Annotated in this window: 13 protein-coding genes; 8 read left to right on the forward strand and 5 right to left on the reverse strand. The window is 73.3% G+C overall.

Annotated elements, in window-relative coordinates:
* Positions 1–58: 58 nt before the first annotated feature.
* The 3 genes from sucB to RF647_RS07485 form a co-directional block, all read right to left on the reverse strand.
* Entirely contained in the window at positions 59–2359 is a 2301-nt protein-coding gene (gene sucB, locus RF647_RS07475; protein ID WP_368811193.1) for a 2-oxoglutarate dehydrogenase, E2 component, dihydrolipoamide succinyltransferase, read from the reverse strand.
* 109 nt (positions 2360–2468) lie between these two features.
* Positions 2469–3836, reverse strand: coding sequence for a dihydrolipoyl dehydrogenase (gene lpdA / locus RF647_RS07480; RefSeq protein ID WP_368811194.1), 1368 nt, complete (start codon positions 3834–3836; stop codon positions 2469–2471).
* Between the two features lie 143 nt (positions 3837–3979).
* A complete protein-coding gene (locus RF647_RS07485; RefSeq protein ID WP_368811195.1) occupies positions 3980–5533 on the reverse strand; it encodes a leucyl aminopeptidase in 1554 nt (517 codons plus the stop codon).
* A 267-nt stretch (positions 5534–5800) separates the two neighbouring features.
* Here RF647_RS07485 and RF647_RS07490 point away from each other — a divergent pair, with 267 nt between their 5' ends.
* The 4 genes from RF647_RS07490 (at position 5801) to RF647_RS07505 (ending at position 11359) form a co-directional block, all read left to right on the forward strand.
* Positions 5801–6718: a proteasome assembly chaperone family protein gene (locus RF647_RS07490; protein ID WP_017834159.1), complete on the forward strand. Its 918-nt coding sequence runs from the start codon at positions 5801–5803 to the stop codon at positions 6716–6718.
* 92 nt (positions 6719–6810) lie between these two features.
* The gene (locus RF647_RS07495) at positions 6811–8106 is read left to right on the forward strand and encodes a nitrate/nitrite transporter (RefSeq protein ID WP_368811196.1); all 1296 of its coding nucleotides are present in this window, start codon (positions 6811–6813) and stop codon (positions 8104–8106) included.
* Between the two features lie 120 nt (positions 8107–8226).
* Positions 8227–9675, forward strand: coding sequence for a DUF4192 family protein (locus RF647_RS07500; RefSeq protein ID WP_368811197.1), 1449 nt, complete (start codon positions 8227–8229; stop codon positions 9673–9675).
* Between the two features lie 187 nt (positions 9676–9862).
* A complete protein-coding gene (locus RF647_RS07505; protein ID WP_368811198.1) occupies positions 9863–11359 on the forward strand; it encodes an RNA polymerase sigma factor in 1497 nt (498 codons plus the stop codon).
* A gap of 160 nt (positions 11360–11519) precedes the next feature.
* Here RF647_RS07505 and RF647_RS07510 read toward each other — a convergent pair whose 3' ends face one another.
* Complete coding sequence (locus RF647_RS07510) at positions 11520–11720, reverse strand: hypothetical protein (protein ID WP_017834164.1); 201 nt, start codon at positions 11718–11720, stop codon at positions 11520–11522.
* A gap of 266 nt (positions 11721–11986) precedes the next feature.
* Between RF647_RS07510 and RF647_RS07515 the strand changes: the two genes are divergently transcribed.
* Both RF647_RS07515 and RF647_RS07520 read left to right on the forward strand, forming a co-directional pair.
* Positions 11987–14095, forward strand: coding sequence for a type IIA DNA topoisomerase subunit B (locus RF647_RS07515; RefSeq protein WP_133409979.1), 2109 nt, complete (start codon positions 11987–11989; stop codon positions 14093–14095).
* 94 nt (positions 14096–14189) lie between these two features.
* Complete coding sequence (locus RF647_RS07520) at positions 14190–15242, forward strand: malate dehydrogenase (RefSeq protein WP_368811199.1); 1053 nt, start codon at positions 14190–14192, stop codon at positions 15240–15242.
* Positions 15243–15245: 3 nt separating this feature from the next.
* On the opposite strand, the gene RF647_RS07525 is transcribed toward RF647_RS07520, so the two are convergent.
* The gene (locus tag RF647_RS07525; protein ID WP_368811200.1) at positions 15246–17747 is read right to left on the reverse strand and encodes a DNA topoisomerase (ATP-hydrolyzing) subunit A; all 2502 of its coding nucleotides are present in this window, start codon (positions 17745–17747) and stop codon (positions 15246–15248) included.
* 127 nt (positions 17748–17874) lie between these two features.
* Between RF647_RS07525 and RF647_RS07530 the strand changes: the two genes are divergently transcribed.
* Both RF647_RS07530 and RF647_RS07535 read left to right on the forward strand, forming a co-directional pair.
* On the forward strand, positions 17875–20571 hold the full coding sequence (locus RF647_RS07530) for a GNAT family N-acetyltransferase (protein WP_368811201.1): 2697 nt from the start codon (positions 17875–17877) through the stop codon (positions 20569–20571).
* A 15-nt stretch (positions 20572–20586) separates the two neighbouring features.
* The gene (locus RF647_RS07535) at positions 20587–22212 is read left to right on the forward strand and encodes a protein kinase (RefSeq protein ID WP_368811202.1); all 1626 of its coding nucleotides are present in this window, start codon (positions 20587–20589) and stop codon (positions 22210–22212) included.
* Positions 22213–22214 lie beyond the last annotated feature (2 nt).

Here is a 22214-nt window from a genome sequence, read left to right on the forward strand (position 1 = left end):
GGCGTCCGCCGGCCCTCCGCAGGTGCTCAGCGGGGGCCGTGGACCGGCACGGGGCCGGTCAGAGGCCGACCTCGGACTCGAAGCGGCCCTCCTCCAGGCGCGCCTTGAGCGCCTGGAGGAAGCGGCCGGCGTCCGCGCCGTCGACCAGGCGGTGGTCGTAGGTCAGCGACAGGTAGCACATCTGGCGGATGGCGATGGTGTCGTTGCCGTCGGCGTCGGAGACCACCATGGGGCGCTTCACGATCGATCCCGTGCCGAGGATCGCGACCTGCGGCTGGTTGATGATCGGGGTGTCGAACAGGGCCCCGAACGACCCGAGGTTCGTGATCGTGAAGGTGCCGCCGGTGAGGTCGTCCGGCGTGATGTTGCCGTCCTTGGCCCGGGAGCCGAGGTCCGCGATCTGCTTGGCCAGGCCGCCGAGGTTGAGGTCGCCGGCGTTCTTGATGACCGGCACCAGCAGGCCCTTCGGAGTGTCCACCGCGATGGCGATGTTCTCCGAGCCGTTGTAGACGATCTCCTTCTCGGCCTCCTTGAAGGTGGCGTTGAGCTTCGGGTGGGCCTGCAGGGCCTCCGCCACGGCCTTGGCGAAGAACGGCAGGTAGGTGAGCTTGGCGCCCTCCCGCTCCTGGAACTTCGCCTTCGCCCGGCCGCGCAGCACGGCCACCCGGGTCATGTCGACCTCGGTCACCTGGGTCAGCTGAGCGGCCTCCTGCAGCGACTCGCGCATGCGCTGGGCGATCGTCATCCGGATCCGCGGGGCCTTCTCGGTGGTCCCGCGCTTGGCGTCCGCCTTCGGCGCGGCCGGGGCGGCCTCCTTCGCCGGAGCGGCCGCGGCCGTCTCGGCCGGGGCCTCGGCGGCCGGTGCGGCCGCGCTCTTCTGCTGCTCGGCGGCGGCGAGCACGTCCTGCTTGCGGATGCGGCCGCCCACACCGGTGCCGGTGAGCGCGGAGAGGTCCACGCCCTCCTTCTTGGCGAGCTTGCGCACCAGCGGGGTCACGTAGGACGAGTTGTCGCCCGTCGGCGCCTCCGCGTTCTCGGTGCGGGCGCCGTCGCGCTGGGCGGCGTCCTGCTGCTCGTCCCCGGAGGTGTCGGCCAGCACGGGCTCGTCGGTCTCGACCAGGGCCTCGTCGCGGGACTGCGCCTTCTCCTGCTTCCCGGAGGAGGAACCCTCGTAGCCCTCGCCGCCGGCGGAGGACTGCTTCGCCGGCTTCTCCTCGGCGGAGGTGTCCGCGGCGGGCTTCTCGGCGGGCTTGTCCCCGGACGGGGCGGAGCCGGAGCCGATGACCGCCAGGACCTGGCCGACCTCGGCGTCCTCGTCCTCCTGCACCCGGATCTCCAGCAGGGTCCCGGCCACGGGGGAGGGGACCTCGGTGTCGACCTTGTCGGTGGAGACCTCCAGCAGCGGCTCGTCGACGGCGACCTCGTCACCGACCTGCTTGAGCCACCGGGTCACGGTGCCCTCGGTCACGGACTCGCCCAGGGCGGGCAGCGTGATCTCGCTGCCCTCGCCCGTCTGCTGGGCCTCGGCCTGCGAGGCCTGCTCCTGGCCGGAGGACTCCTGGCCGGATGACTTCTGCTCGGCGGCCTCGTCGGTCGCCTCGGGGGTCTCGGCCTCGGTCGCGGCGTCCTCGGCCTCTTCGGCGGAGGTGTCCGCGGCGGGCTTCTCGGCGGGCTTGTCCCCGGACGGGGCGGAGCCGGAGCCGATGACCGCCAGGACCTGGCCGACCTCGGCGTCCTCGTCCTCCTGCACCCGGATCTCCAGCAGGGTCCCGGCCACGGGGGAGGGGACCTCGGTGTCGACCTTGTCGGTGGAGACCTCCAGCAGCGGCTCGTCGACGGCGACCTCGTCACCGACCTGCTTGAGCCACCGGGTCACGGTGCCCTCGGTCACGGACTCGCCCAGGGCGGGCAGCGTGATCTCGCTGCCCTCGCCCGTCTGCTGGGCCTCGGCCTGCGAGGCCTGCTCCTGGCCGGAGGACTCCTGGCCGGATGACTTCTGCTCGGCGGCCTCGTCGGTCGCCTCGGGGGTCTCGGCCTCGGTCGCGGCGTCCTCGGCCTCTTCGGCGGAGGTGTCCGCGGCGGCCTCGTCCTGGCCGGACCCGCCGCCGGAGCCGGAGCCCGAGCCGTCACCGATGACGACCAGCGGCGCGCCGACCTCGACGTCCTCGTCCTCCTCGACGAGGATCTCCTCGATCACGCCCGCCACGGGGGAGGGGATCTCGGTGTCGACCTTGTCGGTGGAGACCTCGACCAGGGGCTCGTCGACGGCGACCTCGTCACCGACCTGCTTGAGCCACCGGGTCACGGTGCCCTCGGTCACGGATTCGCCCAGTGCGGGCAGGTTTACGGTTTCTGACATGGTCCGACCGTCTCTCTTTCGGTGCCTTCGATGGTGCGGTCCGGGCGCCGGGCCCGGTTCCGGGGTAGTGGGGGAGGCCCCGCCCGGGAGGGGCGGGGCCTCGACGCGGTCAGCCGTGCAGCGGCGTGCCCGCGAGTGCCATGGCGGCCTCGCCGATGGCCTCGTTCTGGGTGGGGTGCGCGTGCACGAACGCGGCGACGTCCTCGGGGTAGGCCTCCCAGTTGACGATGAGCTGGCCCTCGCCGATCTGCTCGCTGATGCGCTTGCCGATGGCGTGGAAGCCGATGATCGGCCCGTCCTTCTCGCGCACCAGCTTGATGATGCCGCCGGTGCCCAGGATCGAGCTCTTGCCGTTGCCGGCGAGGTTGTACTCGGCGACCTCGACGTTGTCCTCGCCGAACTTCTCCTTCGCCTTCGGCTCGGTGTATCCGACCGAGGCGATCTCCGGCTCGGTGAACGTGACCTTGGGGATGTTCACGTCGTCGACGACGGCCGGGTTCAGGCCGGCGATCTCCTCGGCAACGAACCGCCCCTGCTGGTAGCCGCGGTGCGCGAGCTGGACCCCGGGGACGATGTCGCCGATCGCGTAGATGTTGCCGACGCCGGTGTGCAGGCGCTCGTTCGGGGTGACGAAGCCGCGGTCCATGGGGATGCCCTGCTCCTCGTAGCCCATGTCGGCGGTGTTCGGGCCGCGGCCCACGGCGACCAGCACGATGTCGGCCTCGAAGACCTTGCCGTCGGCCAGGGTGACCTTCGCCCCGTTGTCGTCCTGCTCGACCTTCTCGAAGAAGGTGCCGAGGCTGGACTTGATGCCACGCTTCTTGAACTCCCGCTCCAGGATCTTGATGAGCGCGGGGTCCTCGTTGGCGACCAGGTGGGGGAGGCCCTCGATCACGGTGACGTCCACGCCGAAGGACTTCCACATGGAGGCGAACTCGCAGCCGATCACGCCGCCGCCGAGGACGATGGCGCTCTTGGGCACGAAGTCGATCTCCAGCGCCTCGGTGGAGGTCATGATCCGTCCGCCGATCTCGACGCCCAGGGTCTTGGAGATCGAGCCGGAGGCCAGCACGATGTGCTTGCCGGTGTAGGTGGTGCCGTCGACCTCGACGGTGTTCACGCCCGTGAGCTTGCCGACGCCCTCGATGACCTTGATCTTGCGCATCTTCATCAGACCCGTGAGGCCCTTGAACTTGCCGGCGACGATCTTGTCCTTGTACTCCCGGACGGCCGCCATGTCGATGGAGTCCAGCGTGGTGTGGATGCCGTACTTGGAGCTCTCGCGGGCGTCCTCGGCCAGCTCGGCGGAGTGCAGGTACGCCTTGGTCGGGATGCACCCCCAGTGAAGGCACGTGCCCCCGAGCTTGTTCTTCTCCACCAGCGCCACGGTGAAGCCGAGCTGGACGGCCCGCAGCGCGGCGGCGTAGCCGGCACTCCCTCCGCCGAGGACGAGGATGTCGAATTCGTTGTCGGCCACGTGTTTGGCTCCCTTGCGCGTTGACGTCGTTTCGGGTGGGTCGCACCCGTCCCGTGACGGGTTCGTTTCGTACATACCTTAGCCCTACGCCGGAGGGAGCAACCAGGCGGGCGCTCCCTCCGGCGCAGGGGTGTCGCGGGACCTCAGCCGCGGTCGGCGACCGCGTCCTCGAGCAGCCGCACGAGCGTGCGCACGCCCGCGCCGGTGCCCTCCACCGGGGTGTAGCCGTAGGGCGATCCCTCGTTGAAGGAGGGGCCGGCGATGTCCACGTGCGCCCAGGGCACCCGAGCCCCGTCGCCGCCGCCGACGAACTCGCGCAGGAAGATCCCGGCGACGAGCATCCCGCCGTTCTTGTCCCCGATGTTCTTGAGGTCGGCCACCTTGGAGTCCAGGGACGGGCGCAGGTGCTCGGGCAGCGGCATGGGCCAGCCGTCCTCGCCGGCGGCGCGGGCGGCCTCGGCCACGGCGGTGCGCACTGTCTCGTCGCCCATGATCCCGAACGTCCGTGCGCCGAGGGCCACCATCTGCGCGCCGGTCAGCGTGGCGATGTCGACGACGGCGTCCGGGGCCTCCTCGCACGCGGCCACGAGACCGTCGGCCAGCACCAGGCGCCCCTCGGCGTCGGTGTTGAGCACCTCGACGGTGCGGCCGCCGCGGATGGTGATGACGTCGCCGGGGCGGGTGGCGGTCGAAGAGGGCAGGTTCTCGGCCAGGCACAGCCACCCCGTGACCTTCACGGGCAGGCCCAGCTCGGCGGCGGTGAGGACGGTCGCGAGCACGGCGGCCGCGCCGGCCATGTCCGACTTCATGGTCATCATCGAGGCCGGGGGCTTGAGGGAGAGGCCGCCCGAGTCGAAGGTGATGCCCTTGCCCACGTAGGCGTAGTGCTTCGCGGCCCGCGCCGGGGCGTACTCCAGCTTGACGAGGCGCGGACCGTGCACGGAGCCCTGTCCCACCCCCAGGAGCCCCCCGTAGCCGCCCTTGGCGAGCTCCTTCTCGGCGAGCACGGTCACGGAGACCTTGGTGCCCCTGGCGGCCCGGCGGGCGTAGTCCGCCACGGCCTCCGGGTACATGACGTTGGGGGAGAGGTCCACGAGGGTGCGGGCCGCGCGGACGCCGCGGCCGAGGGCGGCGGCGCGGTCGAGGCACCGGCCCAGCGCGGCGCGCGCCACGCCCGGGGCGTGCACGACGGCGGAGGCCAGCGGGTCCTGCACGGAACCGGCGGTCGCCGCGCGCTGGTGGACGAAGGCGAAGGCGCCGAGGGCGGCGCCCTCGGCGACCGCCGCGGCGTCCTGCTCGGAGTCCACGGGCAGGGCGAGCACCGCGGAGTCGGTGCCGGCGAGCCGCCGCACGGCGGCGCCCACGGCCCGGCGCAGCACTTCGGCGCGCTCCGCGGTCCCGGCGGGCAGGGCGCCGACCCCGGTGAGGACCACCACGGTGAACGGCAGCCCGGACGGGGCCGGCACCACGGTCACCTCGTCGGCGGCGCCCTTCACGCGCAGCGCCGCCGCGGCCTCCACCACGGGGGCGAGCCGTCGCTGCTCGCCGGCGGGGAGCAGGACACGGCCCGAGCCGTCGCCGTCCTGTCCCTTCGCCACGCCGAGCACGAGCGCGTGGGCCGGCGTCCGGCCCAGGGCCTTGTGCGTGGCGGTGAGCTCGATGCCCCGGGGTTCGAGCAGGTCCTGTACGTCGGGCATGGATCGTCCTTTCGCTGAGGTCTGGACCGGCGGGGCCGGTGCGGTCCGCGGTCGGCGGCCCGGCCCGGCCCAGCAGGCGTGCTGTCGATCCTATCCCCGGCCGGCACACCGCCGGGGCCCGGACGCACGAGACGGGCCCCGCGGGATCGGCGGGGAATAACGCGGTGCCCGCGGACGGTTGACATGATCCGGGCGCGCCGTCGGAGGCGTGCTCCCACCGGTCTCCCCACGGACGCCCGGAACCGACCCACCCCAGGAGGAAGAGCTGTGCTGGACCCCACCTCGCTGTACCTGAGCAACCCCGCTCTGCTCGAGGACGCCCGGGTTCGCGGACTGCCGCTGATCGTCGCCCTGTCCGGCTACGCGGAGGCGGGGCACGTGGCCGTGCAGATCGAGCACACCATCACCGAGGCCCTCCCGCACGAGGTCGTGGCCCGTTTCGACCTGGACCAGCTCTACGACTACCGGGCCCGCCGCCCGCACGTGAGCTTCGTGGAAGACCACTTCGAGGGCTTCCAGACCCCCGAGCTGTCCCTCCGGCTGGTCACGGACGGTCTGGGGCGCAGCTTCGCGCTGCTGACGGGCCCCGAGCCGGATCTGCAGTGGAACCGGTTCACCGAGGCCGTCGTGGGCCTGGCCCGGCGGATGGACGTGTCCCTCGTGGCCATCGTCTCGGGAATCCCCATGCCCGTCCCGCACACCCGTCCGTTCATCGTCTCGGTGCACGGCAACCGGGCCGACCTGCTCCCCGCCGAGCACGCGTGGAAGCCGGTCGTGGAGATGAGCTCGTCGGCCGCGCAGCTCCTCGAGATCCGGCTGGGCGAGGCGGGGATCGACAACATCGGCTTCACCGTGCACGTCCCGCAGTACCTGGCCGAGGCGCACCTGCCGCACGCCGCCGTGGCCGCCCTCGAGCACATCAGCGCCGTGACCTCGCTGACCCTGCCCTCGGACGAGCTGCGCGAGGCGGCCCGCGAGATCGAGCGCCAGATCGACCAGCAGGTCGGCGCCTCGCCCGAGGTGCAGGCGGTCGTGGCAGGACTGGAACAGCGCTACGATGACGTCGTCGACGCCTCGGTCCCGCGCTCCCTGCTGGTGGGGGACGAGTCCGAGCTCCCCGACGCCGACGAGATCGGCGCCGCGGCCGAGGCCTTCCTCGCCGCCCAGGAGGACGACCAGGACTGAGCCCGGCCGGCGCGCGGGGCGGTCCGGCGCCGTCCGGGGCGGCCCCGCCGTCCCGGGTCCCCGCCCGGACCCGTCCCCCGAGAGCGAAGTGCATGCCGTCCGACCGGTACCGGGCCCACGAGCCCGGCAAGGACTCCCGCCGCGCCTACCTGGTCTTCGCGATCGGCACCTTCGCCTACTTCAGCGCCGTGGCGCAGCGCACCAGCTTCGGCGTGGCGTCGGTCGACGCGGCCGAGCGCTTCGGCACCGCGGCCTCCGCGCTGTCGATGTTCTCGCTCATGCAGGTCCTCGTCTACGCGGCGCTGCAGATCCCCGTCGGCGTGCTCGTGGACCGCTTCGGCTCCCGCGTCCTGGTCGCCGTCGGGGCGCTGCTCATGACGGCCGGGCAGGTCCAGCTGGCCCTGGCCGACACGGTCGGCGAGGGCGTGGCCGCCCGCGTGCTCGTGGGCGCGGGCGACGCGACCACCTTCGTGTGCGTGATGCGGCTGATCCCCGCCTGGTTCTCCGCGCTACGCGTGCCGCCGCTGACCCAGTTCCTGGGCGTGGTCGGCAACCTCGGCCAGCTGGTCTCCGTCATCCCGTTCGCGTGGCTGCTCGATCTCACCGGGTGGTTCCCGTCCTTCGCGGCGCTGGCCTCGCTCGCACTGCTCGCCGCCGTGCTCGCCGCGACCCTGCTGCGCAACGCGCCCCCCGGGGTGGAGGTCCTGAACCCGGCGCTGGGCCTGCGGCGGACCGGCCGGGTGCTCCGGGAGAGCGTGGCCGAGCCCGGCACCCGGCTCGGCTTCTGGGTTCACTTCACCACCCAGTTCGCGGGCAACACGTTCGTGCTGATGTGGGGCTACCCCTATCTCGAGTACGCCCAGGACCTGTCGGACACCACGATCTCCCTGGTGATGACCTCCTTCGTGGTGACCAACCTGGCCGTGGCCCTCGGCCTCGGCGGGCTCTCCGCCCGCCACCCGCACCGCCGGGTGCGGCTGTCCCTGGGGGTGACCGCCGTGATCTTCGCGGCGTGGACCGTCCTGCTGGTCTGGCCCGGGACGGCCCCCGTCCCGGTGGTGCTGGCCGCCGTGTGCGTCATCGCGATCAGCATGCCGGCCTCCATGATCGCCTTCGACATCACCCGCAGCTTCAACCCGGCCCGCCGCTCGGGCACCGCCACGGGCATCGTCAACGTCGGTGGCTTCACGGCCTCGGTGCTGGCCATCTTCGTCACCGGCTTCGTGCTCGACGTGCTCCACGCCGCGGGCTTCCGCGACGAGCTGTACGCGCCCGACGCGTTCCGGGTCGCGATCGCGGCGCAGTTCCTGGTCGCTGCGGCGGGCGCCGCGGGCGTGCTGGCCACCGCCCGGCGGGTGCGCCGGCAGCACGGGCACGACGCCGCCTGACCGGCCGGCCGGTCCCGTCGGCACTGCACCGCGCCGGGCGCCGGGCCCCTGACCCGCCGGCCGTCCACAGACCGCGCCCCGGCCGGTGCTCCCGGACCGGCCGGTGCCCAGGCTGGGCGCATGAGACAGCACCCCTTCCGAGACCCCTTCGTCCCGGTCGTCCGGTGCGCGGCCGACCTGCTCGCCGTCGTGCCCCACACGCTCGGCTACTGGCCCGCCGACTCCCTCGTCCTGTTCGCCGCCGGCGGCGGGACGGCAGGGGCGTGCGTGCGCGTCGACCTCCCGGCCGGCCCGTCCGACGAGCGCCTCGGGGAGGTCTTCGTCGCCGAGCTCGCCGACCTCGTGGCCCACGACGCCCTGAGCGACCGGGTCTTCGTGATCGTGTACACGTCGCCGCCGCCCGGGGACTCCTCCGGGGCGGCGGCGCCACCCGCCGCGGTGGACGGTGTGCTCGCCGTCGTGGACGAGGCCGCCCGGCGCGCGGGGCGGGCGGTGGCGGCGCGCTGGATCGTGGCCGGCGACCGCTGGTGGCCGGCCGAGGACCCGGCCGACGTCCAGGACGTCGCGGACATCGAGGACAGCGCCGTCAACGCCGCGCTCGTGGCCTCGGGCAGCTCCTACGCCGCCGCCCCGCGGCTCGCCATGGACCAGGAGTACGGGGCGCTGCCCGCCGGCACCGCCCGTGCCACCGGGCAGGCCGCGGTCCGCTGGGCACGGGCCGGTGCGGACGCGTGGCACCACCTCGACCGCCTCGGGCCCGCACTGTCCGTCTGGGCCGACGTGCTCGCCACGGTCCGGGGTGCGCCGGGGGGTGCGGTGCCCGCGGTGCTGGACCACGACGACGACCTGCTCGGCTTCCTGGGCGCGAGCCTGGCCGACCCCGTGCTCGCCGACCTGCTCCTGGCCGCCTGCGCCACGGACGACCTCGACGGCGTCCTCGCGGCCGCCGCGATGTGGGCCGAGCTGTGCGACGACGTCGACGACCGGGCGGACGGACCCGACGCCCCGGGCGTTCCGATCGGGCCGACCCGGGTGCCCCTCTCTCCGGGCGTCCTGCCGGTGCCCCGGCGACCGGCGGCCGGTCGCGGCGGCACCGCGTCCGTCCCGGCCACCGCCCGGGTGCCCGTGCCGGACGCGGGGGAGCTGGTCCGGCTGTCCCGCGTGCTCTCCGGCGAGTGGGCGGAGACCCCGCACTGGTCGCTGCTCGACACCCTCTACCGGGTGCTCCAGGTGCTCAGCTGGCTCCTGGAGCCCACGGGGCTGGGGCCGGGGCCCGGACCGGAGCCCGGTTCGGGGGCGGCGGGCGGAGCGGCCGAGGATTCAGCGGGGACGGGCGACGAGGCGCGGACGGACGACGCAGCGCGGGGCCGGGCCGTGCTCGCGGGCGTGCTGGTCGAGCTCGCGCAGCTCAACCGGTTCCGGGCGCGCGGCTCCCACACCGCGCACTTCGTGCGCCGGGCCACGGCGCTGCTCCCCGGACACCCGCCCGCGCTGCGCGTGCTGCGCCTCGCCGACGCCCGGCCCGTGCCGCTCTGGGCCCGGGACCGTGCCACCGCCTGGCACTCCTGAGCCCCGCGCGCCGAGCTTTCTCGGGTCCGTCCGGTCGAGCGGGAACAAATCCCGCCCACGGGTGGTTCCGGCTGTCAGGACCCTTCAAGCCCGCCGCGCCGGACACTGCCCGGCGCACGGACTTGACAGGGTCATAGGCGTGTTGCCCCGAGGGCGGACGCCGTGACCGCTCAACGAAAGGCTCTCAGTGTCACCTGCCGCCAGCAACAAGACGACGGACACCGCCGCCGAGACCCCGGGCACCGGGGACGCTCGGTCGCCGTCCGGCACCACGGGCACGTCGCCGCGGGCGAAGACCGCCGCTGCGAAGTCGACCGCGACCAAGAAGACCGTGGCCGCGAAGAAGACCACGGCGGCGAAGTCCACCGCCGCGAAGTCCACCGCTCCCAAGAGCGCCACCGCGGCCGCCTCGACGAAGTCCACGGCCGGCCGGTCGACCGCGACCAGGACCGCCGCGAGCAAGCCCCCGGCCGCACCGAAGGCCACCGGCCGCAAGAAGGCTGCGGCCCCCGCGGACAAGGACGCCCTGGCCGTCGTCGGGGAGCCCGAGGAGGACGTCGTCGTCACCGACGACGCCGACATCGAGACCGCCCTGACCGACGAGGCCGGGGTCATCGAGCCCGAGGCGGACGAGGACGCCGACGCGGAGGAGGAGGCCGCGCCCGAGGACGCGCCCGCCGTTCCCGCGCCCAAGGACGAGAAGACCTCCGGCTTCGTCATCACCAACAACGACGACGACGACGCCCCGGCCCAGCAGGTCGTCTCCGCCGGCGCCACCGCCGACCCGGTCAAGGACTACCTCAAGCAGATCGGCAAGGTCGCGCTGCTGAACGCCGAGCAGGAGGTGGACCTGGCGCTGCGGATCGAGGCCGGCCTGTACGCGGAGCACAAGCTCGCGGACGGGAAGGACAGCCTCGACCCGCAGACCCGCAAGGAGCTGCGCTGGGTCATCCACGACGGCAAGCGCGCCAAGAACCACCTGCTCGAGGCCAACCTGCGCCTGGTCGTCTCGCTCGCGAAGCGCTACACCGGTCGCGGCATGCTGTTCCTGGACCTCATCCAGGAGGGCAACCTCGGACTGATCCGTGCGGTCGAGAAGTTCGACTACACCAAGGGCTTCAAGTTCTCCACGTACGCCACGTGGTGGATCCGCCAGGCCATCACCCGCGCCATGGCCGACCAGGCCCGCACCATCCGCATCCCGGTGCACATGGTCGAGGTCATCAACAAGCTCGCCCGCGTCCAGCGCCAGATGCTGCAGGACCTCGGCCGGGAGCCGACCCCGGAGGAGCTGGCGAACGAGCTCGACATGACGCCCGAGAAGGTCGTCGAGGTGCAGAAGTACGGCCGTGAGCCGATCTCGCTGCACACCCCGCTGGGGGAGGACGGCGACTCGGAGTTCGGCGACCTCATCGAGGACTCCGAAGCCGTGGTCCCCGCGGACGCCGTGAGCTTCACGCTCCTGCAGGAGCAGCTGCACTCGGTCCTGGACACCCTCTCCGAGCGGGAGGCGGGGGTCGTGGCGATGCGCTTCGGCCTGACCGACGGCCAGCCCAAGACGCTCGACGAGATCGGCAAGGTCTACGGCGTGACGCGTGAGCGCATCCGGCAGATAGAGTCCAAGACGATGTCCAAGCTGCGCCACCCGTCCCGCTCGCAGGTGCTGCGCGACTACCTCGACTGACCGGCCGCTCCCGCGCCCGGAGACCGTCCGGGCGCGGGAGCGGCCACGTCCGGGACCCGCGCACCGCTCCGGTGACCGGGGCGAGGACCGGACACGCAGGAGGGCCCCGACACCAGGTGTCGGGGCCCTCCTGTGTCGACCGCCCTCGGCGGTCGCCCGGTCAGGAACCGATGCGCTCGGTCTCGTCCTGCCAGGTGGCCGCCAGCGGCCGCAGCTTCTGCTCGTTCTTGCGCGCGTGGTGAGCGCAGAACAGCAGCTCACCGCCCGTCGACTCGAGGATCACTCGGACGTAGGCCTGGGCGCCGCACGCGTCGCAGCGGTCGGTCGCATTGAGCTCTCGGCTCTCCAATGTTGCGTTCACGGGATCCTCCTCCTGGGTCGTACTCGTTGCACGGGGCTCGGGGCCGCCGGTGCGGGTACCCGGGGTCTCGTGGACGCGTCGGGGTACTGCTCTATACAACCACGACCCTCGGACAATCGATTCCGGCGGAGGCCGTTTTTCGCCCCGGGCGTAGGTCACGGTGCCGGCCGGGGGAGCGTCCCCGCAACCAGCGCCCGGCCCTGCGGTGTCCGCCACCGGGACTACAGTGGTGGGGAATCCCGCCGTCCTCCAGGAGTCGTATCCCCGTGACACCGTCCCGTTCCGAGTACAACGCCCGCCACCTCTCCGTCCTCGAGGGCCTCGAAGCCGTCCGGAAGCGGCCGGGCATGTACATCGGCTCCACCGACTCCCGCGGGCTGATGCACTGCATGTGGGAGATCATCGACAACTCCGTGGACGAGGCCCTCGCCGGCTTCGGCCACCAGATCACGGTGGTCCTGCACGCCGACGGCGCCGTGGAGGTCCACGACGACGGCCGCGGCATCCCCATCGACCTCGAGCCGCGCACCGGGTTGACCGGCGTGGAGGTCGTCTTCACCAAGCTGCACGCGGGCGGGAAGTTCGGCGGCGGCTCCTACAGCGCCTCCGGCGGCCTGCACGGCGTGGGCGCCTCCGTGGTCAACGCGCTCTCCGCCCGTCTGGACGTCCAGGTGGACCGCGGCGGGAAGACCTACCAGATGTCGTTCCGGCACGGCGAGCCCGGCCGCTTCGTGGACCAGGGCAGGCCCTCCCCGCACGCCCGGTTCGAGCCGTTCGTGGAGGGGTCGGTGCTCGACGTCGTCGGCAAGGCCAAGCGGGGGGTCACCGGCACCCGGATCCGGTACTGGGCGGACGAGCAGATCTTCACGACGGACGCCCGGTTCAGCTACGAGGAGCTCGCCAAGCGCGCCCGCCAGACCTCGTTCCTGATCCCCGGGTTGCGCATCACCGTGCGCGACCAGCGGGGCCTGCCCGGCACGCCGGGGGAGTTCGGGACCCACGAGGAGGTGTTCCAGCACGACGGCGGGATCTCCGAGTTCGTGGAGTACCTCGCCGCCGACAGCTCGGTCACCGACGTGTGGCGGTTTCAGGGCGAGGGCCGGTTCAAGGAGAACGTCCCGGTCCTGGACGAGAACGGCCGCTCCAAGCTCACGGAGCTGGACCGCACGTGCGAGGTCGACGTCGCCCTGCGCTGGGGCATCGGCTACGACACGTCCCTGCGCTCGTTCGTGAACATCATCGCGACCCCCAAGGGCGGCACCCACCAGGCCGGCTTCGAGGCGGCCCTGCTGAAGACGTTCCGGAAGCAGATCGAGGCCAACGCCCGCAAGCTCAAGGCCGGCAGCGACAAGATCGAGAAGGACGACGTCCTCGCCGGGCTCACGGCCGTGCTCACGGTGCGGCTGGCGGAGCCGCAGTTCGAGGGCCAGACCAAGGAGGTCCTGGGCACCCCGGCCGTGCGCCAGATCGTGAGCCGGGTGATCGAGAAGGAGCTGACAGCCAAGCTCACGGCCACCGGCCGCCACGACAAGCAGCAGGCCGGGCAACTGCTCGAAAAGGTCGTGGCGGAGATGAAGTCCCGCATCTCCGCGCGGGTGCACAAGGAGACCCAGCGGCGCAAGAACGCCCTGGAGACCTCCTCAATGCCGGCCAAGCTCGTCGAGTGCCGCTCGAACGACGTGGAGCGCTCCGAGCTGTTCATCGTGGAGGGCGACTCCGCGCTCGGCACGGCGCGGCTGGCCCGGTCCTCCAACTACCAGGCGCTGCTGCCGATCCGCGGCAAGATCCTCAACGTGCAGAAGGCGTCCATCACGGACATGCTCGCCAACACGGAGTGCGCCGCGCTCATCCAGGTCATCGGCGCCGGCTCGGGGCGCACCTTCGACCTCACCGCCGCCCGCTACGGCAAGGTCATCATGATGACGGACGCCGACGTCGACGGCGCGCACATCCGCACCCTGCTGCTCACGCTGTTCTACCGCTACATGCGCCCCCTGGTGGAGGCCGGGCGGGTCTACGCGGCGGTGCCCCCGCTGCACCGGGTGGAGATCGTCAACGCCGGCGGCAAGGCCAACGAGATGGTCTACACGTACTCCGAGCGCGAGCTCACGGACCTGCTCGCCCGGCTCGAGGCGGAGGGGCGGCGGTACAAGGAGCCCATCCAGCGCTACAAGGGCCTGGGCGAGATGGACGCGGACCAGCTCGCGGAGACGACCATGGACGTCCGGCACCGGATGCTGCGCCGTATCCGGGTCGAGGACGCCGAGGCCGCCGAGCACGCCTTCTCCCTGCTCATGGGCTCCGAGGTGGCCCCGCGCAAGGACTTCATCATCGAGGGCGCCACGCACCTGGACCAGGAGCGCATCGACGCCTGAGCGCGCGGGACGGCGAGCACACCGGGGGCCGTTGCCCCGGTGCGGCCGCTACGCTGGGCGGGGACGAGCGACCGTCCCCGAGGAAGGACCCCGCATGACCGCCACCGGCCCGCACACCCCGTCCGCCGCACCCGGCCGGTCCCGGCCGGTCACCGTCACCGTGACCGGTGCCGCGGGCCAGATCGGCTACGCCACCGTCTTCCGGGCCGCGGCGGGCGACCTCCTCGGCCCCGGCACCCCCGTCCGCCTGCACCTGCTCGAGCTCCCGCAGGCGCGGCGGGCCGCGGAGGGCACGGCCCTGGAGCTGCAGGACGGGGCGTTCCCGCTGCTCGACGGCGTGGAGGTCTTCGAGGACGCGGACGCCGCGTTCGACGGCGCCTCGGTGGGGCTGCTCATCGGGGCCCGCCCCCGGTCCCAGGGCATGGAGCGGGCCGACCTGCTCGAGGCCAACGCCGGGATCTTCTCGGTCCAGGGGCGGGCCGTCAACCGCGGCGCCGCCGAGGACTTCCGGGCCGTGGTGGTCGGCAACCCCGCCAACACCAACGCCTACATCGCCGCCTCGCACGCCCCGGACCTCCCGCGTGAGCGGTTCACCGCCCTGACCCGGCTCGACCACCACCGCGCGCTGGCCCAGCTCGCCGCGGCCACCGGGGCCCGGGTCGACGAGATCGACGGCGTGGCCGTGTGGGGCAACCACTCGGCGAGCCAGTACCCCGACCTGACCCACGCCACGGTCGGGGGCCGGCCGGCGCTCGAGGTGCTGGCCGGGGGAGGCCACGACCTCGCCTGGGTGGACGGCACCTTCATCCCCCGGGTGGCGCGCCGCGGCGCGGAGATCATCGACGTGCGCGGCGGCTCCTCGGTGGCCTCGGCGGCCCACGCGGCCCTGTGCCACGTCCGCGACTGGGTCCTGGGCACTCCCGAGGGCACGTGGACGTCCATGGCGGTCGCGTCCGACGGCTCCTACGGCGTGCCGGAGGGACTCGTCAGCTCGTTCCCGGTGGTCTGCCGGGACGGCCGGGCAGCGATCGTGCCGGACCTCGAGCTGGACGAGTTCTCCCGCGCCCGCATCGACCGCTCCGTCCGGGAGCTCGAGGAGGAGCGGGCGGCGGTGGAGCAGATGGGGCTGCTCGGGCCCCGCCGCTGAGCCTCAGCCGTAGGCCGGACCCACCGCGTCGATCACCTGGTCGGTGGGCACGCCCGAGCCGTCCCGGCGGCCGTGCTCGGTGGGCAGGGCCCGGGCCACGCCCGAGGCCGCGACCGCCTTGGCCGGTCCGTGCCCCACCCAGGCCAGGGCCAGTCCCGTCTCGCCCTTGAGGAACCGGTGCGCGCGCACCCCTCCGGTGGCCCGGCCCTTGGGCGGGTACTCCGAGAACGGGGTGACCTTCACCGAGTACTGCGACATGCCGGGCAGCACCTCGTCGGCGCGGGCGAGGGTCACGACCACGGGCGTCTCGTCCGCGGCGCGCACCGCCCCGAAGAACACCACGGCGTCCCCCGCGACCAGCTTGACCCCGGCGACGCCGCCCGCGGTCCGGCCCTGGGGGCGCACCGCACCGGCCTCGAAGTGCAGCAGCTTGCCGTCCCGGGTCACGAACACCAGCTCGTCCTCCGCGGCGGCGGACTCGGCGAGGCCGACCACCTCGTCGTCGTCCTTGAGCGTGATGACCTCCCAGTCCTCGCGGTTGAGCGGATACTCGGGGTTGACCCGCTTGACCACGCCGTTGCGGGTGCCCAGGGCCAGCACCGCGTTGAGCGGCGCGAGCCCCACAAGCCGCTCCCCGCGGCCGAGGGTGAGGAAGTCCTTGACCGGGACCCCGTCGCCCAGCTTCGGGGTGCCCTCGAAGGCGGTCAGCACGGGCACGTCCATCACCTGGACGCGCAGCATGCGCCCGGTGGACGTGACCGCTCCGATCTCCCCGCGGGCGGTGGCGCGCACCGCGGAGACCAGGGCGTCGTGCTTGATCCGCCGGGGCGGGTCCACCAGCGGGACCTGGGAGGGCGTGCGGGCGAGCTGGCCGGAGGTGGACAGGAAGACCCAGCAGGGGTCGTCGGCGATCTCGAGCGCGAGCCCGCCCGCCGCCGTCCGCCCCGGAGCGGGGGCCGCCGCCGCGGCGACGGGCGCCGGCAGGGCCTCCGACTCGAGCAGTTCGGTGCGCCGGTCGTCGCCGTAGACCTCCGCGACCTCCGCGAGCTCCGCGGAGACCAGGGCCCGCAGCAGCGAGTCCGAGGCGAGGGTCTCCTCGAGCTCGGCGATCTCCCGGCGCAGCTCCTCCTGCTCCTTCTCGAGCTCGATCCGCGAGTACTTGGTCAGCTGCCGCAGCCGCAGCTCGAGGATGTGGTCGGCCTGCACGCGGCTGAGGTCGTACACGGCCATGAGCCGTTCCCGGGCCACGGCGGTCTCGTCGGAGGAGCGGATGATCTGGATGACCTCGTCGATGTCGACGATCGCCACGAGCAGGCCCTCGACCAGGTGCAGGCGGTCGCGCCGCTTGGCCAGCCGGAAGCCGGTGCGCCGCCGGACCACCGACAGCCGGTGCTCCACGTAGACCCGCAGCAGCTCGAGGAGACCCATGGTGCGGGGCCGTCCGTCCACGAGGGCCACGTTGTTGATCCCGAAGGAGTCCTCCATGGGCGTGTACTTGTAGAGCTGCTGGAGGACGGCCTGCGGGTTGAAGCCGTTCTTGACCTCGATGACCAGCCGCAGGCCGTTCTTGCGGTCGGTGAGGTCCACGACGTCGGAGACGCCCTGCAGCTTCTTGGCCTGCGCCGCCTCCTTGATCTTCTCGGTGACCTTCTCGGGCCCCACCATGTAGGGCAGCTGGGTGACGACGATGCCCTGCTTGCGGGGGGAGATCTGCTCGACCGAGACCTTCGCGCGGGTCTTGAAGGAGCCCCGCCCGGTCCGGTAGGCGTCCCGGATCCCGTCGAGGCCCACGATCCGCCCGCCCGAGGGCAGGTCCGGGCCGGGGACGAAGCGCATGAGCTCCTCGAGCGTCGCCTCGGGGTGCTCCACGAGGTGCCGGGCGCCCGCGACGACCTCGCGCAGATTGTGCGGGGCCATGTTCGTGGCCATGCCCACCGCGATGCCGGAGGAGCCGTTGACCAGCAGGTTGGGGAACGCCGCGGGCAGCACGCCCGGCTGGGTGAACTGGTTGTCGTAGTTGGGCACGAAGTCGACGACGTCCTCGTCGAGGTCGGCCGTCAGCGCCAGGGCGGCCGGGGCCATCCGGGCCTCGGTGTAGCGGGAGGCGGCGGGGCCGTCGTCGAGGGAGCCGAAGTTGCCGTGCCCGTCCACGAGCGGCAGGCGCATCGCGAACGACTGGGCGAGCCGGACCATCGCATCGTAGATGGCGGAGTCGCCGTGCGGGTGCAGCTTGCCCATCACCTCGCCCACCACGCGGGCGCTCTTGACGTGGCCGCGGTCCGGGCGCAGCCCCATCTGGTTCATCATGAACAGGATGCGCCGCTGCACGGGCTTGAGCCCGTCCCGGGCGTCGGGCAGGGCGCGGGAGTAGATGACGGAGTACGAGTACTCGAGGAAGCTCGTCTCCATCTCGGAGGTCACGTCGATGTCGACGATGTTCTCCCGGAAGTCGGGGGGCAGCTCGTCCTCGGCGGACGGGCGGGAGGGCGCACGGCGGCGTGCCATCACGGCGGGGGGTCCTTCGGTCGTGGGTCGGTCCGGGGCGGGCCCGGCGGCTCGGCGTTCGAGATCGTCCGGGGACGCACCGGGACGCACCGTTGACGGTGCAGGTTTGTCTACTAGCCTGAAGTCTATGGTTCCAGAGACCGCGGACACGGACGACGCCGGGCAGTACCCCGAGTACTGGGAGGCCGACGTCATCCTCCGCGACGGCGCGACGGCGCAGCTGCGCCCGATCTCCCCGGAGGACAAGGACGCGCTCCTGGCCTTCCACCAGTCGCAGTCCGAGAACTCCATCTACCTGCGCTTCTTCTCCTACAAGCCCACCCTCTCCGCCCGGGAGCTGGAGCGGTTCACCCGCGTGGACCACCGGGACCGCGTCTGCTTCGTGCTGCTGCTGGCGGACCGGATCATCGGCGTGGGCCGCTACGACCGCACGGACCGGCACGACGACGCCGAGGTCGCGTTCATGATCTCGGACGCCCACCAGGGGCGGGGCATCGGCTCGATCCTGCTGGAGCACCTCGCCGCGGCCGCCCGCGAGAACGGGATCGACCACTTCTCCGCGGAGGTCCTGCCCGAGAACCGCAAGATGCTCCGCGTGTTCGCGGAGGCGGGCTACGAGCTCACCCGCAAGTTCGACGACGGCGTGGTGGTGGTGGGCTTCGACATCGACCCGACCGAGAAGTCGCTGGCCGTGATGGCCGCGCGGGAGCACCGCGCCGAGGCCCTCTCCATGGCCGACCTCCTCTCCCCGTCCTCGATCGCCGTGATCGGGGCGTCGCGGGACTCCGGCCACGCCGGGCACACGCTGGTCGAGCACCTCGTCGCCTCCGGGTTCGCCGGCCGGCTCAGCGGGGTGAGCCCCACGCCCTTCGAGCGGGAGGGCATGACCCACGCCACCTCGATCAGGGAGGTCCCCGAGCCCGTGGACCTCGCCGTGGTCGCCGTGCCTGTCGACCAGGTGGCCGACGTCGTGGACCAGTGCGGCGCGGCGGGCGTGCGCGCCGTCGTGGTGGTCACGGGCGGGTACGCCGAGGCCGGCGCGACGGGCCGGGCCCGGCAGACCGAGCTGGTGCGCCGCGCGCGCTCCTACGGGATGCGCGTGGTCGGCCCGGCGAGCCTGGGGCTCTACAGCACGGCCCCGGAGTCCCGCTTCAACGCCTCCATCCTGCCCACCGTGCCGCGGGAGGGCCCGCTGGGGCTGTTCAGCCAGTCGGGGGCCATCGGCATGATGCTCAACGCGGCCGCGCTGCGCCACGACGTGGGAGTGTCCACGTACCTCTCCGCCGGCAACCGGGCCGACGTCTCCGGCAACGACATGATGCAGTACTGGGAGGACGACGCCACGACCCGCGCGTGCGGGCTCTACCTGCAGTCCGTGGGCAATCCGCGCAAGTTCTCCCGGATCGCCCGCCGGCTGTCCCTGACCAAGCCCGTGATCGTGGCCAAGAGCGAGGTCACCGGTCTCCGGCTGCCGCCCGGCCACACCGGGCGCACCACCCAGGCCCCGCCGGGGGCCCTGGACGCGATGTTCCGGCAGGCCGGCGTGATCCGCGCGGACACGAGCGAGCACCTCATGGACGTGGCCGGGATCCTCGCCGGCCAGCCCCTGCCCGCGGGCGCCCGCACGGCCCTCGTCTCCAACGCGCTGGCCCTGGGCCAGCTCATGGAGGACCGGTGCATGCAGCTGGGCCTGGACGTCGCGGTGACCCAGGCGGGGGTCCGGACCGCGGACGGCGGGGACGACGCCCTCGAGGCGCTGCGGGCGGCCGTCGACAGCTGCCTCGGCGCCGAGGCCGTCGACTCCGCCGTGGTCACGCTGATGCCGATCCCGGGCACCACGCCGGAGCGCGTGGCCGAGCTCGTGGGCCGGGTGGGGCGGGAGCACGGCAAGACCGTGGTGGTCGTCTTCACGGGCAGCACCGAGCCCGGAGCGGTCTCCGCCCTGCACCACGCCGAGGACGGACTGGACGTGCCCTGCTTCGACTCCCCGGGGGCGGCCCTGCGCGCGCTCGCCAAGGTGGTGGACTACACCCGGTGGCGCGCCCAGGACCAGGGCAACCTCGCCGAGCCGAAGGGCATCGACGCGGAGGCGGCGGAGACCTTCGTGGAGAAGATCCTGCCCAGCGTCTCCGGCGACGAGCTGCTCGAGCTGGACGGGGACCAGGCGCGGGAGCTGCTGGAGACCTACGGCGTGGGCCTGCTGCCCAGCGAGCGGTTCACCGACCCCGAGGACGCCCTGGCCGCCGCCGACCGGCTCGGCTACCCCGTGGCCCTGAAGACCACCGACCCCAACCTCCGGCACCGCCTGGACCTGGGCGGCGTGCAGCTCAACATCCAGGACGACGCGCAGCTGCGGGCGGCCATCGAGACCATGCACCGGGCGCTCGCCCCCTTCGGCACCTTCGACCTCGAGGTGCAGGCCATGGCCCCCACCGGCCAGTCGGTGGTGCTCCGGGCCATCGAGGACCCCCTGATCGGCCCCGTGGTCTCGTTCGGGATGGCGGGGGACGCGGTGAACCTCCTCGAGGACTGGGCCCACCGGGTCCCGCCGCTCACCGACCAGGACGTGCGGCGGATGGTCCGCGAGCCCAAGGCCTCGCGCAAGCTCTTCGGCCACCAGGGGGTCCCGGCCGCGGACGTCGACCGGCTCGAGGACCTCGTCTCCCGGGTGGCGCTGCTCAAGGACCGGCACCCCGAGATCGCCCGCGTGGAGCTGAACCCCGTGCTGGTCTCCAGCGGCTCCGTGACCGTGCTGGGGGCCTCGGTCGGCATCGGCAACGCCCGGCAGCGGACGGACAGCGCGCGCCGGGCCATGCGCAGCTAGGCGGGCCCGGACTTCGTGGCGGACACCATAGCCGGTCGGTACACCCTCATCGACCCGATCGCGCGCGGCGGCAGCGGCTCCGTGTGGCGGGCCTGGGACGGCCGGCTCCAGCAGCTGTGCGCGGCCAAGGTGCTGCGCCAGCGGGACTCCGCGGACCTGCTGCGCTTCGCGCGGGAGCAGTCGGTAAAGCTGGACCACCCGCACGTGCTCGCCCCCTACGGGTGGGCCGCGGAGGACGCGCACGTGGTCATCGCGATGCCCCTCGTGCACGGCGGCACCCTGGAGTCCGCGCTGCTCGACAACGGGGCCGCCTCGGCGGAGCTGACCGAGGAGGTCCTCGCCCAGCTGCTCCAGGCACTGCAGTTCGTGCACGCCCAGGGCTGGGTGCACCGGGACGTGAAGCCGGGCAACCTCATGCTGGACAGCACGGGGACGGGCCGCCCCCACGTCCTCCTCTCCGACTTCGGCATCGCCGTACGCGTCCAGGACGCCCGGCTGACCCGGACGGGCACGGTGGTGGGCACGCCCGGCTACCTGCCCCCGGAGGCCTACGAGCTCACCGACCCGAACCCCGCACAGGACCTCTACGCGGCGGGCATCACCGCGCTGCGGATGCTCGACCCCTCGCTGGAGCCGCAGGAGAGCCTGGGGCCCAACGACGCACGCGCCGTGGTGGGGGAGCAGGGCGACCTCGCGGAGCACCTCGCAGCCCTCCTCACCCCGGACCCCGCCCAGCGCCGCGACGCGGCCGTCACCGTGCTCCACGAGCTCACCGCGGGCGCGGCGCGGCGACGCTTCGACCCTGCCCGCACGCGGGACGGGGAGCCGTTCGAGGTCTTCGACGTCCTCGAGCCGCTGCCGGAGCCGTGGGCGAGCCGGGTGCTGACCGGGTGGGACGGCCCGGAGGGGACGGACGGGACGACCGGCGCCGGGCTCGGCGGCGGAGCCGCCGCGGGTGCGGAGACCGGCGGCCGGTTCCCGGACGGCCCCGACACCCTGGGCACCGGCTCCGGAGGCACCGCCTTCGCCGACACCGCTAGCGGCAGCACCGGGCAGCGAACGGTCGGGACCACGGTGGGCGGCGGCGGGGTGGCCGACACCGGCGGCGCCGGCAGCGGAACGAGCGGCAGCGGGAGAACCGGTGCCGGGGGAGCTGACAGCGGGGGAGTCGACACCGGGTCGGCCGACGACGCGGTGCCGCACCCCACCGGATCCGGGCGCGGCGCGTCGGGGCACGGGGGGCCCGGGCGCGACGGCTCCGGGCACGGCGGGTCCGGCGACGGCGACGGCGGGGGCACCGGGAGCGACCCCGGCCGGGACCGGGCGGGCCGCGGGCCCGCCGGGGGGAGGACCACGGAGGCGCTCCCGCGGCCGACGCGGACCGGGCGGCGCCGCGGCGGCCGCGCCGTGACCGGCGTGTTCGTGGTCCTCGTGGGGATGACCGCGCTGCTGAGCGGATATCTGCTGCTGGACCCCCTGGGCTCCGCAGAGCGGGTGCCCGGTCCCGGGAGCTCGCCCACGGTCACGCGCAGCGCCGACACGACCCCGAGCCCGGCGCCGGAGGAGAGCCCCGTGGTGCTGGAGCGGGTCTGCGAGGACGTGGGCGGCGGGGAGGAGCGGTGCTACTTCCGCGTGCCCTGAGG

Source organism: Kocuria sp. CPCC 205263 (genome assembly GCF_040981075.1).
GTDB classification, from domain to species: domain Bacteria; phylum Actinomycetota; class Actinomycetes; order Actinomycetales; family Micrococcaceae; genus Kocuria; species Kocuria rosea.

What these genes read in the sequence shown, in the direction of transcription:
- sucB (WP_368811193.1), bottom strand. Translation starts at nt 2,359, where the DNA reads ATGTCAGAAACCGTAAACCTGCCCGCACTGGGCGAATCCGTGACCGAG.
- RF647_RS07495 (WP_368811196.1), top strand. Translation starts at nt 6,811, where the DNA reads ATGCCGTCCGACCGGTACCGGGCCCACGAGCCCGGCAAGGACTCCCGC.
- RF647_RS07485 (WP_368811195.1), bottom strand. Translation starts at nt 5,533, where the DNA reads ATGCCCGACGTACAGGACCTGCTCGAACCCCGGGGCATCGAGCTCACC.
- RF647_RS07525 (WP_368811200.1), bottom strand. Translation starts at nt 17,747, where the DNA reads ATGGCACGCCGCCGTGCGCCCTCCCGCCCGTCCGCCGAGGACGAGCTG.
- RF647_RS07500 (WP_368811197.1), top strand. Translation starts at nt 8,227, where the DNA reads ATGAGACAGCACCCCTTCCGAGACCCCTTCGTCCCGGTCGTCCGGTGC.
- RF647_RS07530 (WP_368811201.1), top strand. Translation starts at nt 17,875, where the DNA reads ATGGTTCCAGAGACCGCGGACACGGACGACGCCGGGCAGTACCCCGAG.
- RF647_RS07520 (WP_368811199.1), top strand. Translation starts at nt 14,190, where the DNA reads ATGACCGCCACCGGCCCGCACACCCCGTCCGCCGCACCCGGCCGGTCC.